Origin of the sequence: Nonomuraea sp. NPDC005730 (assembly GCF_040630865.1) — a bacterium.
Classification (GTDB): Bacteria; Actinomycetota; Actinomycetes; order Streptosporangiales; family Streptosporangiaceae; genus Nonomuraea.
In genome coordinates, this window is the sequence record NZ_JBEXYK010000032.1 from 87,131 (window position 1) to 105,164 (window position 18,034).

An 18,034-nucleotide genomic window follows, 5' to 3' on the forward strand; every position below is an offset into this window, starting at 1 on the left:
CAACACGCTTCTTTGCCCGGCGCTGCCCGAATCTCAGACGGCCTCGACCTGCTCGATGACGAAACGGCTGTTGGGGACGGCCGGGGCGCGCCACGACGGCATGCGCAGGTCCTGGGCCGGCACGCCGTACGTCATCCAGCGGGTCAGCGCGGTCACCGCCAGCTTCATCAGGTCCACGGTGATCCACTCGCCGGGGCACCGGTGCCCTTCGTAATGGTTGCCGCCGCCCTGGGGGACGAAGTCGTACTCGCCGCCGTCCCATTCGGCGAACCGTTCCGGGCGGAACTCGCCGGGGCGGTCCCACAGGCGCGGGTCGTGGTCGATGCCGTACAGGTCGAGCAGCGTCCGCCGGCCCTCGGGGAAGTGCTCGCCGTTCCAGGTGAAGGGCTTGGCCACCTTGGCGGCGACGAACGGGAAGAATGGGTAGAACCGGCGTACCTCCTGGACGAAGTGCTCGACGAACTGCTCGTCGCCCTCGCGGACGCGCTCGTAGTACTCCGGGTGGGCGTGCAGGGCCATGGCCGCGAACGTCACGAACCTGGCCACCGCCACCGTGGGCCGCAGCACGTTGTGCAGCTCGACGGCCGCGGTCCTGGCCGGCAGCAGGGTGCCGTCGGGGTCGCGGTAGCCCGCGATCAGGCCGGTCACCGTGCCGGCGAAGCGGCCGGGGTCGTCGCGGGCGAAGCGGATCAGGCCGGACAACCACAGGTCGCCCTTGATCCTGGCGTACCGGCCGCGCAGGTAGCGGGCGCCGAGCCCGCCGGCGCCCTCGATGGCCGCCTGGAGAGTGGCGGTGACCTCGGGCACCCGGGCGGGCGGCAGCGGCACGCCCGTCCAGTCGCAGACCGCCTGGCACAGCAGCCTGCTGACCTCCTCGTACAGGACGACCCGCGGCATGCCCTCCCAGGCGCGGATGCGCTCGCGCCAGCGCCGGCCGGCCAGCTCGGCCAGCCGGTCGCGGCCCTCCCGGCCCATCAGCGACATGAACATGGCCTTGCGCGCCCGGTGGGCCTCGCCGTCGAGCGCCTGCACGCCGTTCCTGCCGAACAGCGTCGCCTGGAGCCGCCGGGGGGCGGCGCCGTCCCGGACGAACAGCTCGGAGTCGTAGAAGACCTCGGCGGCCTGGGCGCCGGTCATGCAGATGGTCGGCTGGAGCAGGAGCCGCGTCTCGAAGACGTCGGAGCCGAGCCGCCGCGCCCGGTCGCCGATGAAGCGGTACGGGTCGAGCAGCAGGGTCAGGGTGTCGTCCAGGACCGGTCTCCGGCGGGGAGCGGTGACCGGCTCACGGACCCGCGCCTGCTCGCGTGGCAACACTCGGTGCGAAGTCATGACCACGCCCTATCCCCGCAGACCCACAGGAAACGAATCCGACGGGAAACACGGCGAACCAAATCCCGTGCTTCGGCGTCTCACCCGGGGTAGAAGCATCCACCGCCGGCGCGCGCTTCGTCTTTTTACAGAGAGCAGGTCATGGGCGGGTTTAGGATGCACCCAAAAGCCGAGATGGGGAGGTTTTTCCGCATGGGTTCCCGAATGTCGAGCATCGTGCGCCTGACCGGGGCTGCGATGGCCGCGGGAGTGGTGGCCGCGGCCATCGCATTGCCGGCGGTCGGCGGCACCGGAGCGATGTTCGTCTCGGCGTCCGAGGAACTGAACATCAAGCCGGAAGACCTCAAAGAACCGCCGCTCGCCGAGAAGACGACGGTCCTCGACGCCAAGGGCAACCAGATCGCCCAGTTCTACGAGGAGTACCGCGAGAACGTCTCGCTCGACCAGGTGGCCGACATCATGAAGACGGCCATCATCTCCATCGAGGACTACCGCTTCTACGAGCACGGCGCGATCGACATCGAGGGCACCGTGCGCGCCCTCGCCAAGAACCTCAGCAGGGGCGGCATCGCCCAGGGTGGCTCCTCCATCACCCAGCAGTACGTCAAGCAGGTGCTGCTCAACTCGGCCACCACCGAGAAGGAGAAGAACGCGGCCCTCGAAGCCAGCTACGCCCGCAAGCTCAAGGAGCTGCGCTACGCGATGGCGGTCGAGGAGAAGTACAGCAAGAACGAGATCCTCGGCAAGTACCTCAACATCGCCTACTTCGGCGCCGGCGCGTACGGCGTCGAGGCGGCGGCCAAGCGTTTCTTCGGCGTGTCGGCGGCCGAGCTGACGCTGTCCCAGGCGGCCACGCTGGCCGGCGCGGTCCAGGACCCCAATCGGACCGACCCCAACCTGGGCAAGGACTCCCGCGCGCAACTGCTCAACCGGCGCAACGTGGTGCTCGACAGGATGCTGGAGCTCAAGAAGATCACGCCTGAGCAGCACAAGGAGGCCAGGTCCAAGAAGCTCGGCTACAAGGGCACCCCGCTGCCCGGCGGCTGCGGCGCCAGCCAGTACCCGTACTTCTGCATGTACGTGCGCAACGAGATCCTGAGCAACCCGGCCTTCGGCAAGACCAAGAAGGCCCGCACCCAGTTCCTCAACCGGGGCGGCCTGGAGATCAAGACCACGATCGACCCGAAGATGCAGAAGGCCGCCGAGGAGGCCATCAAGAAGCACGTCTACGCCTCCGACAACCCGGTCGCCTCCGAGGCGCTGGTCAAGCCGGGCACCGGCGAGATCAAGGCCATGGCCGCCAGCCGCAAGTACGGCAACTCCAAGCGCAAGCACGAGATGTCGTACAACGTGGTGGCCGACGCGGTGCACGGCGGCGGCGTCGGCTTCCAGGCCGGCTCGACGTTCAAGACGTTCACCCTGCTCACCGCACTCAAGCAGGGCATGAAGATCAACGACGGCTTCAACGTGGGCAGCGGCTACACCGCGCCCAACTACTGGGCGTTCAAGAACTGCAAGGGCCAGAACGTCGGCGACCCGAGCCACACCGTCACCAACGACGAGGGCGGCGGCGGCTTCAAGTCGCTGGCCACCGGCACCTGGGGCTCGGTGAACACGTTCTTCATGACGCTGGAGCAGAAGGTCGGCCTCTGCAAGGTGGTCGAGACCGCCAAGTCGCTCGGCATCAAGCGCTCCGACGGCGGCAAGCTCCAGGAGTTCGAGACGTTCACGCTCGGCATCAACGAGATGGACCCGGTGACCGTGGCCACGGCCTACGCGGCGATCGGCGCGCGCGGCAAGTACTGCCCGCCGACGGCCATCACCCAGATCACCGACCGCAACGGCAAGGTGACCGAGTACAAGCCCAAGTGCACGCAGGCGTTCGACCCCGAGGTCGCCGACGCGGCGGCGAACATCCTGTCCGGCGTCTTCACCAAGGGCACGATGCGCGCGGTCGGCGGCATCGGCCGTCCGGCGGCGGGCAAGACCGGCACCACCGACGACCAGGCCACCGCCTGGTTCGCCGGGTTCACCCCCGATCTGGCCGGCGCGGTCAGCATCGGCGACCCGCGCGGCTCGACGACCCACAAGCTGAACGGCATCACCATCGGCGGCCAGTACTACTCCTCGGTCTTCGGCGCCTCGATCCCCGGCCCGATCTGGAACGCCACCATGAAGGCCGCGCTCAAGGGCACCCCGGCGACGGCCTTCACCCCGGTCGACTCCTCCCGCTTCGGCGGCTGCGGCCAGGGCTGCGCCCCTCGCAGGCAGGAGCCCGACGACAGGGACCAGGGCCTCACCGACGTCAACCCCAACCCCGACGGCGACTTCGGCCCCGGCCAGGGTTACCAGAACGGCGACGGCAACGGTCACGGCCGCGGGCGGGGCAGGCGCTAGAGACAGGCGACAGGGGTATCCGGCGCGTCCCGGATACCCCTAACGGATGGTCAATATGTCGTGATCGACCTGCGGCGGGAAAACCTCCGGCGGTGATCACCGCCCCCACCTGAGCAGATTCGGCGGGCGTCCGCACACGCGGACGCACCCCCTGCAAAGGCCCTATTAACAGCGGCGAAACATTGGTAACGTGGGAGCGCTCCCAGGATCTTTCCGCGAGGTGCTCCATGACCGAGCAGCCCACACTGGCACAGGTGGCGGCCGCTGCAGGGGTTTCCCCCGCGACCGCATCTCGAGTCCTCACGGGCTCGGTGCGGGTCAGTACCTCGACCCGCCGGCAAGTCTACGACGCCGTCTCCCGCATGGGCTACGTCCGACAACGCGCGCCCAGGGGCAGCGCCGCCAAGACGCTGACCGACGGCGTCACGGCGGTGATCTGCGACCATCTTCCCCGCCTGTTCTCCGAGCCCTACTACGCCAGGCTCCTGTCCGCCGCCGGAGCGGTGATCGCCGAGCACGGCACCCACCTCATGGTGACGACCGTGACGCCCACCTCCTCCACGCTCCCCGCGCTGTCGGGCGCCGTCCTCATCGTCGGCGCGCGAGAGCGCCATCCGCTGGCCATCAAGCTGTCCACCGCCGGCATCCCGGTCCGCAACATCGGCCGGCCGCCCCACGACCTCAAGCTCCCCTACGCCGACGTGGACAACCTCGACGGCGGCCGGCAGGCGGCCGAGCACCTGCTGTTACAGGGCCGCAGGAACGTGGCGGCCATCGGCGGGCCGCCCTCCCTGCCCGCCGCCCGCGACCGGCTCGAAGGGCTCGTCCGCACCCTGCAGTCGGCCGGCGCCCCCGACGTGCCCGTGGCCTACGGCGACTTCACCGCGGCCTCGGGCACGCACGCCATGCAGTGGCTGTTACGCCACGCGCCCGGCCTCGACGCCGTCTTCGTCGCCTCCGACCTGATGGCGGCCGGCGCGATCCAGGCCCTGCGCCGGGCCGGCCGCAAGGTGCCCGCGGACGTCGCCGTGATCGGCTTCGACGACGCCCCCGTGGCCCGGCACACCGTCCCGGCGCTGACCACCATCCGCCAGCCCGTCGAGGAGCTCGCCACGGTCGCCACCCGCCTGCTCCTGACCGGAGCGACGGGGATCGACCCCGTCCTCCCCACGGAACTGGTCATCCGTGAGTCAGCTTGAGCCGGGGGACGTGCTGGCCCGGCGGTACCTGCTGCTGGACCCGCTGGCCCACGGCGGCATGTCGGTCATCTGGCGTGCCTTCGACCAGTCGTTGCAACGGCTGGTCGCGGTCAAGGTGCTGACCGCCTCGCTCCACACCGACCACGGCGAACGCGTCCGGGTGCGCAGCGAGGCCCGCGCCGCGGCCCGGTTCATCCACCGGGACTCGATCGAGATCTACGACTACGGCGAGACCGTCACCGCGAAGGGTGGCGTGGCCGCGTACGTGGTGATGCCCCTGCTCGACGGCACCCCGCTGGCCGAGCGCATCGCCGAGGGGCCGCTGCCGTGGACCGAGGCGGCGGCCATCGCCCTGCGGCTGGCCCGCGTGCTGATGGCCGGGCACGCCCGCGGCCTGGTCCACCGGGACGTCACCGCCGAGAACGTGCTGCTCACCGCCGACGGCCCGAAGCTGCTCGACTTCGGCATCGCGGCCTGGGCCGGCGACCCAGACGACGACCGCGGCACCCCGCCCTACGTCGCGCCCGAACGCCTCCTCGGCGCCCCCACCCACCCGGCCGTGGACGTGTACGCCCTGGGCGTGCTGCTGTTCGCCATGCTCACCGGGCGCACCCCGTACCCGGAGACGACGTGGGAGGAGATCGAGGCGGCGCGCCGGACCGATCCCCCGCCCCGGGTGACCGGCGTGCCGCACGGCGTCGCCTCGCTCTGCCAGAGCTGCCTGGCGCACCTGCCCGAGGAGCGGCCCACGGCCGAGGAGATCGTCGCCGCGCTCACCTCGGCGCTCGGCACGGCCGGGATCGCCCGGCAGGTGCGGCGCGGGCTCACGGTGGCGGGGTCGGCGCTGCTGGCGCTCACCGTGCTGCTGTGGTTCCAGCGGTCCGAGCCGGAGCCGGTGCTGTCGCCGCAGGTCACACCCTCCTCGGTGCGGCCCCCGACGCCGTCTTCCGCGCCGCCGGCCTCCCGGGCCACGTCGGTAACCGTGGAGCAGGCCGTGGACGGCTTCCACGACTCGCTGGAAGGCGGCGAACCGTGTGACGCAACCGACGCGGACGTGGTGCTCGACCTCAAGCAGGTGCTCGACTCGCTGGTCCGCGGCCCCGCGGTCACCGGCACGGCCGAGGTGCGGCGCAAGGTCGCCGACCGGGCCAGGGAGGGCCGCCTGGCCCCCGCCTGCCGGGCGGAGCTGGAGGCCAGGCTCAAGGTGATCGACCGGGCCATGGAACCCGGCTGAGGGGTATGGCGGGACCGCACCCCTCACGACCGCCGGGTCAGGCGCAGGCGTACCCCGAGGGCACCCGGGTGTCGCCGTCGGGCCGGCCGGCCCGTCAGACTTCCGGCGTCGCCCCTCGTACGGCAAGCGGCCGGCCCCGCGCCCGCCGGCCCGGTGCCGGGCCATCAGGGGAACCGTGACCAAGATCGGCTGAAAGTTTCACACCGCGTTGTCGGGACGGTGCTCCCCATGGTTCAATGCGCTGGCCGGGCGGGCTGATCGTGGGCAGATTCCTGTGTTCCCCTGCGCGAAGGAATCCCCATGAAACACTTTCGAACGGCGGCGCTCACCGCCGCCCTGGTCCTGCTGGCCACCGTCCTGATCGCGCCGCCGCAGGCGCGGGCCCACGGCGTGTCCATGTTCCCCGGCGCCAGGACCTTCCTGTGCTGGCAGGACGGCCTGCGCGAGAACGGCCAGATCCAGTCCTACAACCCGGCCTGCGCGGCGGCCGTCGCCCAGAGCGGCGCGACCCCGCTGTACAACTGGTTCGCCGTGCTGCGTTCCGACGGCGCCGGGCGTACCAGCGGCTTCATCCCCGACGGCCAGCTCTGCAGCGGCGGCACCGGCGGCCCCTACGACTTCACCGCCTACAACGCCGTCCGCTCCGACTGGCCGCAGACCCACCTGACCTCGGGCGCGAGCATCCAGATGCGGCACAGCAACTGGGCCCAGCACCCCGGCACGTTCGTCTACTACGTCACCAAGAACGGCTGGAACCCCGACGGCCCGCTCAAGTGGTCGGACCTGGAGTCGTTCGGCAGCGTCACCAACCCGCCCGCCAGCGGCGGCCCCGGCGGGCTCAACTACTACTACTGGAACGCCCAGCTCCCCTCCGGCAAGACCGGACGGCACATCATCTACACCCACTGGATCCGCTCCGACAGCAACGAGAACTTCTACAGCTGCTCCGACGTCGTCTTCGACGGCGGCAACGGCCAGGTCACCGGCGTCGGCCCCGGCGGCGGCACGCCTTCCGGCACGCCCACCTCCACCCCGACGGTCACCCCGCCTCCCGGCGGCTGCACCGCCACCTGGAAGGCCACCGACACCGGCTGGGCCGGTCACTTCCAGGGCGAGGTGACGGTGAAGAACACCGGCACGGCGTCACTGAACGGCTGGACGGTCAAGTGGACCTACTCCGGCGGCCAGGGCTTCGACGGCGCGCCCTGGAACGGCGTGCTGTCCGCCCAGCCGCCGAACGTCTCCGTCCGGAACGCCTCCTACAACGGTCAGCTCGCGCCGAACGCGTCCACCACGTTCGGCTTCAACGCCACCGGCTCGATCCCGAGCCCCGCACCCGCGCTGACCTGCACGAGCCCGTGACCGGAACACGTCGCGGGAAGATCGCGGCAGGCGTCGCCCTGGCCGGCCTGGCGCTGGCCGGGGCGACGCTGTTCGCCGCCCACCAGGAGTCGGCGCGGCTCGACCAGGAGCTCGCCGCCCAGGTGACGCTGATCCTCGAACGGGCCACGCCCGAGGAGCACCACGACCACGGGCACGGGTTCGGGTCGCGGGTGGTGTGCGCGGTGGAGCCGTTCGGCACGGACCCACCCGACGCCGCCGGTCTGGCCGAGGTGCGCTGGGTCTACGCCCGGCACCTGTGCGCGATCGTCGGCGAGAGCCGCGACTGGGCGATGTCCGTCCGGGCCTCGGGGCCCATCGCCGTCCGGCTGGGCGTGCCGCCGCAGGTGAAGGTGCCTGCCGCCGGGGCCGGATATCCGGAGCGGGTCCGGGCGCTGATCCCCGCCCGCTACCACGACGAGGCGTTCGCCGACTTCTCGGACGAGGCGGCCATCGACGCGGCCCGCGAACGTTTCTCCCACGCCCAGGACCCACGCTGACGACCGGGATGGGCGGGCAGGGACCGCGACGGACCGTGGACAGCCGACCGGGGCCGCGCCGGGACGGCCGGTGGGCGGCGCAAACGGACGCGGCCGGCTGGGGGTTCGCCGGCCGCGTCCGTCCCATCCGGGCGGGATGGTGTCGCGGGCAGGATCAGTTGATCGGCCTCACCTCCTCCTTCGCTAGCCGGCGCAGGTGTAGCCGGACGGAACGGACGTGTCGCCGTTCGGACGGCCGGCCTGGACCCCGAAAGCGGCGGCCGCGCCGGGCGCGAGCGTGCCGTTGTAGCTCAGGTTCCGCGCGGTCACGGTCCGCCCGCCGACCGTCACCGCGGCGTTCCAGAAGCCGGTCACGGTGTGGCCCGCGGGCAGCGTGAACGTCACCGTCCAGCCGTTCCTGGCGGTCGTGCCGGTGTTGGTCACCGTGACGGGCTGCAGGACGTACCCGTTGCCCCACTCGCTCTGGACGGCCCCCACGGCCGTGCAGCCGCCGTCGCCGCCGCCGGCCAGGGTGGTGAAGGAGGCCGTGGGCGAGGCGGCCGACTGGTTCCCCGCGGCGTCCCTGGCCTTGACGTGCACCTGGTAGGCGGTCGAGGGCGACAGGCCGGTCAGGGTGATCGAGGTGGTGGCCGTCGTCCCGAGCGGGACGCCGGCCGAGGTGTAGACGTCGTACCCGGTCACGCCCACGTCGTCGGTGGCGGCCGGCCAGGTCAGGGTGGCGCCGGACGAGGTGACGTTCGAGGCCGCCGGGGTGCCGGGGGCGCTCGGCGGGGTCGGGTCGGTGGTGCCGCCGCCGTAGACGGAGGCCGGCCTGGCCGTCGCGGCGATGCCGTTGACGCCGTTGAACAGCCGCTGCCCCCACGAGGTGAGCCGGGTGACGTCGAAGCCGGTGACCTGGTCGAGGTACTCGACGCCGCCGCCGTTGCCGCTCCACGACCAGCCGAGGTAGCCGAGGCCGCGGCTCACGGCCTGGGCCATGATCGTGTCCTCGTCGGGGTCGCCGTCGGAGTGGTTGAACCCGAACTCGCCGACGACCAGCGGCAGCCCGGCCGTCCGGAACGCGTCCAGGTACGACGTGATCTCGGCGGCGGTGTCGTAGACGCCGTACATGTGCACCGAGAAGATCGTGTTCTTGTCGGGGTCGGCGGCGAAGACGGAGGCGGCGTTGTCCCGCATGACGTTCTGCCAGTCCTGGCCCCAGGCGGGGGCGTCCACCATCAGCGCGTGGTGGATGCCGTTGGCGCGCAGCTTGGAGATCGCGGCCCTGGTGGCCTCGGCCCAGCCGGGCGTGGTGGCGTTGTTGCCGATCGGCTCGTTGCCGATGTTGACGACGACGTAGTCCTCCTGTCCGGCCAGGGCGCTCTTGACGCTGATCCAGTAGTCGGCGGCCTGGTCGAGCGTGTACGCGCCGCTCTGCTCGCCGTACCCGGTGGTGTCGTGGTCCTCCAGCACGCAGATGAGCTTGTTCCGCTTGCACAGGGAGACCACATTGGCCACGTCGGAGGCGGAGTTGGCGCTCCACCGGCCGCCGCTGAGCACGACGCGCACGGTGTTGGCCTTCAGCGACTTGATGTCGGCGAACGCCTTGGTCTGGGCCGGGTACCAGGTGTGGGCGTGGCTGGTGCCGCGCATCACGAACTCCTGGCCGTTGCCCTCCAGGATCTTCGTGCCGCTCACGTGGATGCCGGTGGCGGCCTGCGCCGCGGCGCCCGGCAGGATCGACGAAGCGGCCACGAGCGCGGCGGCGAGGGCCGGCGCGGTGAACAGTGATCGCATGGGCTGCCTTTCACTGGGCCGGGGAACCCCGCCCCCCGCCGTCTTCGCGGCGGGTGCGGGGGCTCGGCTCAGGCGGGGGTGCAGGTGAGGTCGGGGGTGGACGGGGTGCCGTTGGCGATGAAGCCGAACGTGGTCGTGGCGCCGGCGGCGAGCCCGCCGTTCCACGCCTCGTTCCTGACCGACACGGACGAGCCGGTCTGGGTGAGCCTGCCGCCCCAGAGCTGGGTGATCTGGTTCGCGGACGTCCAGGCGGCCGTCCAGCCCGTGATGGCCGCGGAGCCGGCGTTCTTGACGGTCACCTCGGCCTGGTACGCGCCGCCCCAGGAGCTGGTGACCTTGAACGTGGCCGCGCAGCCGCCGGTCGGCGTGTTCGCGGTGGTGAACGCCGTGCCGTCGGAGGCCGCCGAGCTGTTGCCCGCCGCGTCCCTGGCCACCACCGAGACGGTGTACGCCGTCGCCGGGGTGAGCCCGCTCAGGTCGAAGGAGGTGCCGGTGGCCGTGCCTGCCTTGGTGGACCCCAGGTAGACGTCGTAGCCGGTCACTCCCACGTTGTCCGTGGAGGCCGTCCAGCTCAGCTTCGCCGCCGTGCCCGTGATCGCGGAGACCGCGGGCCTGCCCGGCTTGCCGGGCGCTGTCGTGTCCTGCTCCTCCGGCCCCGGGGGCTCACCCCAGATCCTGGTGGCGCCGCTGTAGAGGGTGACGTTCTTCGTCCGCACCGGCGTCGCGCCCGGCGTGGCCGGTATGCCCTGGTACGACCAGTCGTCGGCCGGGTTCCAGGTGCCCGCGCTGGCGATCCTGAACTGCACCTCCCTGCGGTGCTGCGACTGCCCGGCCGGGGCGATGGCCTGTCCGGAGCAGTCGATGTTCACGTAGAGCACGCTCCCGCCGGCCGAGCCGAGCGTGGGGGCCTTGCACTGCGTGTAAGCCGACGACACGCTGATCTGCGAGGCGGTCGTCGAGCCGTCGAGGGTGAAGTAGTAGCGGAACGAGCCGTCCGACAGGACCCGGGCGGGCCAGGCCGACTGGTTGCGCACGATGGCCTTGATCTCGGTGAAGTTCGTGCCGGAGGCGTTCACACCGGCCTCGACGAAGATCTCCGGGCCGTCCGGCGTCTCGGCGGGCGGGAAGTTCGCCGCGGGCGCTCCCCCGTACTCCTTGTAGAGCCGGGCCAGGGCGCTGGTGAAGCCGGCGTTGTAGTCGGTCGCGACCTCGTTCATGACGTAGTCGTCGCGTTTGTCGGCGTAGACGTCGTCGGGGTCGGGCGGGCCGCCCACCAGCGCGCCGTAGAGGGTGTGGCGGCCGGCGACCGGGTTGGTGATCTGGTCGGTCCACGAGCCGTGCGCCGTACGGTGGTGCGGGTTCTTCGGCGGGTTGGCCCCGAACCCGATCAGGTACGAGGAGTTGCGCGGGTTGTCGCCGAGCGCGTAGTCGATCTGCCGGACCGCGAAGTCGTGGTAGCGGGCCTTGCGTACCGGGTCGGTGATCGAGTCGCTGTGCACGAGCGCGACGAACGAGGTGTTGGCCGCGTACCGCAGCGACCCCCACCGGTCCAGCACGGCCTGGCCGCCCGGCGAGTACCTGACCTTGGAGCCGTTGACGCCGACCGTCCACCAGTCGAGCCAGCGGTCGGCGTCGTCCAGGTACTTCTGCTTGCCGGTGAGCTTGTGCAGCAGCACGTAGGCGCCGTACGACTTGTCGTCCCAGGCGATCGTCCACTTGTACGACTTCGTCGTGGTCTGCGGTTCGTTGCCCAGGTTGTCGTAACCAGCCTCGGCCTTGGCCAGGTAGGCGGCGTCGTCCGTGGCGCGGTAGAGCCAGATCGCCCCCCAGACCAGCTCGTCGTTGTAGCCGCTCCAGGAGTTGTAGTAGCCCTGGGCGTCGCTGATGCAGTCGCTGTACTTCTTCCTGACCGTGTCGGCGAAGGAGTAGAGCTGCTTGGCGTGCGTCACCAGCTTGTCGGCATATGCCGGATCGGTCGGACGGAAGACGATCGACGAGGCCGCCATCGCCGCCGCCGTCTCCCCCGCCAGGTCCGAGCCGCCGCAGGACGCGTCGATCCGGTAGGCGGGCCGGTTCATCTGCATGGCCTCGGCCGGGCCCCACCAGGCGTGGTCGGCGCCGCCGTTGCCGACCTGCCCGTACAGCACACCGGCCGACGGATGGGCCTTGACGAAGTAGTCGTTGACGAACCTCAGGTTGTTCAGCAGGTGGGTGAGCTGGCCGGAGCCCGCGTAGGCGTCGCGGTACTCCACGCCGCCCCAGGCCAGCATCGTGGCCGAGAAGGCCATCGGGAAGCCGAACTTGACGTGGTCGCCCGCGTCGTACCAGCCTCCGGTCAGGTCCAGCCCGGCGTCCTTGCCGTCGTTCAGGCCCGAGTCGCCGCGCCAGGAGACGCGGTTCCAGGCGGGCAGGTCGCCCGACTGCTGGGCCTCGTAGAACCACAGCGACTTCTGCAGCGCCTCACCGTAGGCGAAGGCGGGCGCGGCCGCGTGGGCCACCGGCCCCACCCCTGCGAGCAGGGGCAGGACCAGCGACGCCGCGGCGATCATCGCCGCCTTTCTCACGGGAAGAGCCGCCCGTACTCGGCCAGGGCCACGGCCACGTCCACCTGCGCCCAGAAGCGGTGGTAGTTGAACGTCGGCGCGGGGCCGGTGCCCTGGAGGTAGGCGTTCACCTCGGGCCAGTCGGGGTCGTTCTTGTAGAAGGACCTGATCGACATGAACGTCGAGCTGGAGTTGACCGTGTCGCCGTTCGGCATCTTGCCGGTCCAGCCCGCGGGCACGTAGACCGGGTCGTTCAGCCGCTTGTAGTCGGTCTTGGTCTCCGACACCGACACGCCCTTGGCGTCGCGGTTCTTCCACACGCCGTCCAGCAACGCCTTGGCCATGGTCCTGGCCGCGGCGTTGTTCGCCTTGGCCGCGTAGTACATCAGGGTCTTGGCGTACGAGCCGGCCACGCCGACGTCGTTGGTGTAGTCGGCGACCGTCACGTGCAGGCCGGGGTTGGCCGGCGGCATGCCGCTCGTGGCGCTGAAGTCACCGACGGGCTGGCCGGTCCACTTCAGCGTCGACGGCATCTGGTACGTGCCGTCCGCGTTGATCGTGGTGTTGGCCATCGCCCAGGTGACCCACTTGTCCAGCAGCGCCTTGGCGTCGGCGTTGCCCGAGGCGTAGTAGAGCTCGGCCACCCGCTCCATGGTCCACGCCTGGAACCCGAACCACTGGTTGGACGGCGGGTCGTGGTAGACGGGCTGCCAGTCGTAGGTCATGCCGTGGAACTTCGGCAGGCCGGCCGGCGGGGTGGCGTAGTGGCCCTCCCAGCTGTTGGTCGCGCCGCCCGCGATGGCGCCCTCGGCCGACTGCAGCCACGTGTAGAACTGCAGCTGCCGGGTCAGGCTGGTGCTCCAGTCGGCCGCGCCGGTGCCGCTCTTGGGCTTCAGCTCGGCCACGTTGGCCAGCGCCCAGGCCGCCAGCGGGTTCTGGTAGCCGGAGTGGTTGTGGCTGGAGCCGATGCGCCAGGCCCAGCCCGCGCTGGAGTCGGTCGCCCCGCCCCAGGCGTAGTACCAGGACAGCAGGTAGTTGGAGGCGTCCTTGCCGGTGCCCGGGGCGCACGAGGTGCTGGTGCAGCCGGGCTTCTTGAAGTACTTGTCGTACATCGCGTAGCGCAGGTAGTCGCCCATCTTCGCGGCCTTGGCGACCGACGCCGAGATCTGCGACTCCTTGCCCTGCTGCTTGGCCCACGTCTGCGCCCAGTACGCGGCCTGCACGGCCCTGGCGTCGGCGTCGGGGGCGTTGGTGTACTTCCACTGCTTGGCGTACGAACCGTCCTTGATGAACAGGTCCAGGTAGCCGTTCGGGCCGCCGTGCTTGAAGGTGTCGCAGGACGGCTGCGGGATCGTCTCGAAGACCGATTCCTCCGGCCCGCGCTGGTAGGTGTTGATGTAGGCGGGCCTGGTGGTGCCGTCGCCGCAGCGGCCGAAGCCGTAGGTGTTGTCGACGTCGAGCAGCCAGTGCATGCCGTAGACGTCGCCGGTGCCGTACGCGCTCTTCAGCTCATTGGCCAGCGGGTCGGAGCCCACGGAGACGCCGGAGTCGATCTGCGTCGGGTACTGCTTGATGTCGTTGTACTCGGCCGCGTACGTGGCCGGCTTCGAGGGGTTGTAGAAGGAGTTCGTCGGCTGGTCGGCGGTCGAGGGGATGATGTACTTCTCCATCGAGGCCCACGCGTTGTTGAACTTCGCCCAGTCGCCGGTCACCTGCCCGTAGGTCGCCTCCAGCCACAGGTAGTAGCTGTAGGCCTCGGACGTGGTCTCGTGCCCGTGGTCGGGCGCCTCGACCATGAACGTCTCCACCGAGTGGTACGGCACGCCCTCGGGCGAGAAGTACCCGTTGGCCGGGTCGTGCAGCTCGTTGTACATCTCGACGAACCGCTTGACGTACTCGTTGTCGCCGCCGAGGTCGTCGTCCGCCTCGCTCGCGGTGACCTTGACCGGGGTGTAGCCGGTCGCGCTCACCGTGAACTCGGCGGTGCCGCTGGTGGTGTCGGCGTCGTCCGCCGCCGCCAGGGTGACGTTCTGGACGGTGTTCCAGTTGGCCGGCGTGAAGGTCAGCGAGCCGCCCGAGCCGACGGTCAGGTCGGCGTCGCCGCTGGTGCGGGCGGTGCTGACGGTCACGTTCGCGGCGGGCGCCTGCGAGAGCTTCACGCCGAAGCCCGCGGTGCCCTTCTCCGGCACGGAGATCGTGGCCGGGCTCACCACGAGGGCGGGCCCGGTGTTCGGCGAGACGGTGATCCCGACGGGGGCCGAGGTCGTGCTCGCGCCTGCGTTGTCGGTGGCCTTCGCGGTGATCGAGTAGCTGCCCGCGGCCACGTTCTGCCAGGTGTAGCCGTACGGCGCCGAGGTGTCGGTGCCGAGCAGCGTGGAGCCCTGGTAGAAGTCGACCTTGGAGACCGTGCCGTCGGCGTCGGCGGCGTTCGCGGCGATGGCCACGGTGGCCGGGGCGGTGTACGTCTGGCCGGCGGTGGGCGAGGTCAGCGCGACGGTGGGCGGGGTGTTGGCGCCGCCGCAGGGCACGCCGTTCACGGTGAACGCGGTCGGGCTCGGGTTGCTGCCCGTCCAGGTGCCGTTGAAGCCGAGCGTCGTCGAGGCGCCGGTGGCCAGGCTGCCGTTCCACGGCATGTTGGTCGCGGTGACGTGCGTGCCCGACTGCGTCCAGTTGGCGCTCCAGCCGGTGGGCGTGTACTTCTGGCCCGCGGTCGGGAAGTCGAAGCCGAGCGTCCACGAGGTGATGGGGTCGCCGGTGTTCTTCAGGGTCAGGTTGGCGGTGAACCCGCCCTGGCCGGGGCCGCTCGTCCACTGGTTGGCGGTGTACGTCACGTCGCAGGCGACGGCCGCGTGCGCGGGCAGCGCCGCGAGGGTCGTGGTCGTGCCCGCCGCGAGGACGAGCGTCGCGGCTCCGGCGAGCCGCCTCGACAGGCGGGCAAGACGGGAAGGAGGTCTGTGCTTCAAGGGATCTCCATGGGAGTAGGGGGTGTGGGAGCGCTCCCAAGGGGGATTGTGGGTGACCGGCGGCGTATGTCAACGGATCGCCCGTCCGCCGGCCCCCGCGTTTCCTCTCACCAGGCTGCCGATGATGAAAGTTTCATCCACCTTCCGGGGCATTCGGCGAGCATGCGGCCCGGGAACGCCCGCCGCACAGCCGCCCTCATTTACAGGGCCGGGAGGGCGTCTCACTATGGGAGCGCTCCCAGCAAACTGACGTTCTGGAGATGATCGCTAGTGAGACTCCACAGCGGCCCACGCCGATGGGCCGTGACCATGACCGCCGCGAGCGTCGCGGCCCTCGGGCTCGTCGTCGGCCAGACCACGGCCGCCAGCGCCGCGGTGAACTGCGACGTGACCTACTCCGCCAACTCGTGGACGAGCAGCCCCGGTCAGGGCGGTTTCACCGCGAACATCACGTTGAAGAACACCGGCGACCCGATCACCTCGTGGACGCTGGGCTTCGACTTCCCCGGCACCGGCCAGAAGTACACCCCGACCGGCTGGAGCGCCAACTGGACGCAGTCGGGCACGCACGTCACCGCGACGAACATGCCCTACAACGGCAGCCTGGCCACCGGCGCCTCCACCACCATGGGCTTCAACGGCACCTGGACGGGCACCAACAACCCGCCCACCTCCTTCACGGTGAACGGCGTGACCTGCGGCGGCGTCACCCCCACCACCCCCTCGGTGGTCACCTCCGCCAGCTCGGTGGCGGTCAATGAGGGCGGCACCGCCACCTTCACCGCCAAGCTGTCCGCCGCCCCCTCCTCGAACGTCACCGTCACCACCCAGCGGACCAGCGGTGACAGCGACCTGAGCGTCAGCGCCGGCGGCTCGCTCACCTTCACGCCCGCCAACTGGAACACCGCCCAGACGGTCACCCTGGCCGCCGCCCAGGACGCCGACACCACCGCGGGCACGGCGGCCTTCTCCGTCGGCGGCACCGGCGTCACCTCGGCCACCGTCAACGCGACCGAGGTGGACGACGACGCGGTCGTGGAGCAGGCGCTGCTCGTGACGCCCACGTCGGTGACCGTGCCCGAGGGCGGGACGGCGGCGTACACGGTCAAGCTGGCCGCGCAGCCGTCCGCGAACGTGACCGTCACCTCGACGGCGGGCAGCGGGGACGCCGACCTGACCGTCTCCGGCGGCGGCAGCCTCACCTTCACGACGGCCAACTGGAACACCGCCCAGACGGTGACCCTGGCCGCCGCCCAGGACGCCGACACGACCAACGGCACCCGTCCCTTCACGGTCGCCGCCACCGGCCTGACCGGCAAGACGGTCACCGCCACCGAGGCCGACGACGACGGCCAGCCGCCCACCGGCCACGTCGAGAACCCGTACGCCGGCGCCACCGGCTACGTGAACCCGCAGTGGAAGGCCAAGGCCGCGGCCGAGCCCGGCGGCAGCGCCGTCGCCAACACCTCCACCGCCGTGTGGATGGACCGCATCGCGGCGATCGCCGGCTCCTCCTCCGCCATGGGCCTCCAGGCCCACCTGGACGAGGCCGTGGCCCAGGACGCACTCAACGGCTCGGCCCCGCTGACCGTGCAGTTCGTCATCTACGACCTGCCCAACCGCGACTGCTCGGCGCTGGCCTCCAACGGCGAGCTGCTGATGGCGGAGAACGGCTTCAACCGCTACAAGGCCGAGTACATCGACGTGATCGCGAACATCCTGCGCGACCCCAAGTACGCCGGCCTGCGCATCGTCACGATCATCGAGCCCGACTCGCTGCCCAACCTGATCACCAACATCAACAACTTCCCGAAGTGCGCCGAGGCCAACGGGCCCGGCGGCTACGTCGACGGCGTCCGGTACGCGCTCGACAAGCTGCACGCCATCACCAACGTCTACACCTACGTGGACGCCGCCCACCACGCCTGGCTCGGCTGGGACTCGAACTTCGGCCCCGCCGTGAACCTCTTCTACAACATGGCCGCGGGCACCACGGCCGGCGTGGACAGCGTGGACGGCTTCATCGTCAACACCGCCAACTACTCCGCCACCAAGGAGCCGTACTTCACGATCAACACCATGGTGAACGGCCAGTCCGTCCGCCAGTCCAAGTGGGTCGACTGGAACTACTACGTGGACGAGTCCACCTTCGCCACGGCTCTGCGCACCGCGCTGGTCAACAAGGGCTTCAAGTCGGGGCTCGGCATGCTGGTCGACACCTCGCGCAACGGCTGGGGCGGCACCGCCCGTCCGGGCGGCGCGAGCACCTCGACGGACGTGAACACCTTCGTCAACCAGTCACGCGTCGACCGCCGCATCCACGCCGGCAACTGGTGCAACCAGAGCGGCGCGGGCCTCGGCGCCCGGCCGACGGCCAGCCCCGAGGCCGGTTTCGACGCCTACGTCTGGATCAAGCCGCCGGGCGAGTCCGACGGCGCCAGCACCGACATCCCGAACGACGAGGGCAAGAAGTTCGACCGGATGTGCGACCCGACCTACACCGGCAACAACCTCAACGGCAACAACATGTCGGGCGCCCTCGCCGGCGCCCCGCTGTCCGGCCAGTGGTTCTCCGCCCAGTTCCGGGAGCTGGTCAGGAACGCCTACCCGCCGGTCAGCTAGTGGCCCGTCACGCAACGTTGACCGGGTAACTGGTCCAGCTTCGGATGGGTGAGCTGGCGGCGAAGCTGGTCTTCGGTTGCGCGCGGGCGTT

10 protein-coding genes are annotated in these 18,034 nt (G+C 70.7%); 6 read left to right on the forward strand and 4 right to left on the reverse strand.

From position 1 onward, the window contains the following. Positions 1-33: 33 nt before the first annotated feature. Complete coding sequence (locus tag ABZ444_RS30325; protein ID WP_358004024.1) at positions 34-1,329, reverse strand: cytochrome P450; 1,296 nt, start codon at positions 1,327-1,329, stop codon at positions 34-36. Positions 1,330-1,521: 192 nt separating this feature from the next. On the opposite strand from ABZ444_RS30325, the gene ABZ444_RS30330 reads away from it, so the two are divergent. The 5 genes from ABZ444_RS30330 (at position 1,522) to ABZ444_RS30350 (ending at position 8,039) form a co-directional block, all read left to right on the forward strand. Beyond that, positions 1,522-3,726 (forward strand): transglycosylase domain-containing protein, encoded by a 2,205-nt coding sequence (locus ABZ444_RS30330; RefSeq protein ID WP_358004027.1) that lies wholly within the window; start codon positions 1,522-1,524, stop codon positions 3,724-3,726. A gap of 227 nt (positions 3,727-3,953) precedes the next feature. Further along, entirely contained in the window at positions 3,954-4,925 is a 972-nt protein-coding gene (locus tag ABZ444_RS30335) for a LacI family DNA-binding transcriptional regulator (protein WP_352358712.1), read from the forward strand. Next, positions 4,912-6,159 (forward strand): serine/threonine-protein kinase, encoded by a 1,248-nt coding sequence (locus ABZ444_RS30340; RefSeq protein ID WP_358004030.1) that lies wholly within the window; start codon positions 4,912-4,914, stop codon positions 6,157-6,159. The genes ABZ444_RS30335 and ABZ444_RS30340 overlap by 14 nt, the downstream gene beginning before the upstream one ends. A 300-nt stretch (positions 6,160-6,459) precedes the next feature. Next, positions 6,460-7,521, forward strand: a complete 1,062-nt coding sequence (locus ABZ444_RS30345; RefSeq protein ID WP_358004033.1) for a lytic polysaccharide monooxygenase — start codon at positions 6,460-6,462, stop codon at positions 7,519-7,521. Continuing rightward, a complete protein-coding gene (locus ABZ444_RS30350; protein WP_358004036.1) occupies positions 7,518-8,039 on the forward strand; it encodes a hypothetical protein in 522 nt (173 codons plus the stop codon). The genes ABZ444_RS30345 and ABZ444_RS30350 overlap by 4 nt, the downstream gene beginning before the upstream one ends. Before the next feature lie 183 nt (positions 8,040-8,222). On the opposite strand, the gene ABZ444_RS30355 is transcribed toward ABZ444_RS30350, so the two are convergent. From ABZ444_RS30355 to ABZ444_RS30365, 3 genes are all read right to left on the reverse strand, one after another. Then, complete coding sequence (locus tag ABZ444_RS30355; RefSeq protein ID WP_358004039.1) at positions 8,223-9,815, reverse strand: cellulase family glycosylhydrolase; 1,593 nt, start codon at positions 9,813-9,815, stop codon at positions 8,223-8,225. A gap of 68 nt (positions 9,816-9,883) precedes the next feature. Beyond that, a complete protein-coding gene (locus ABZ444_RS30360) occupies positions 9,884-12,364 on the reverse strand; it encodes a glycoside hydrolase family 9 protein (RefSeq protein WP_358004042.1) in 2,481 nt (826 codons plus the stop codon). Between the two features lie 11 nt (positions 12,365-12,375). Then, complete coding sequence (locus tag ABZ444_RS30365; protein WP_358004045.1) at positions 12,376-15,321, reverse strand: glycoside hydrolase family 48 protein; 2,946 nt, start codon at positions 15,319-15,321, stop codon at positions 12,376-12,378. Between the two features lie 309 nt (positions 15,322-15,630). On the opposite strand from ABZ444_RS30365, the gene ABZ444_RS30370 reads away from it, so the two are divergent. Next, positions 15,631-17,943, forward strand: a complete 2,313-nt coding sequence (locus tag ABZ444_RS30370; RefSeq protein ID WP_358004048.1) for a glycoside hydrolase family 6 protein — start codon at positions 15,631-15,633, stop codon at positions 17,941-17,943. Positions 17,944-18,034 lie beyond the last annotated feature (91 nt).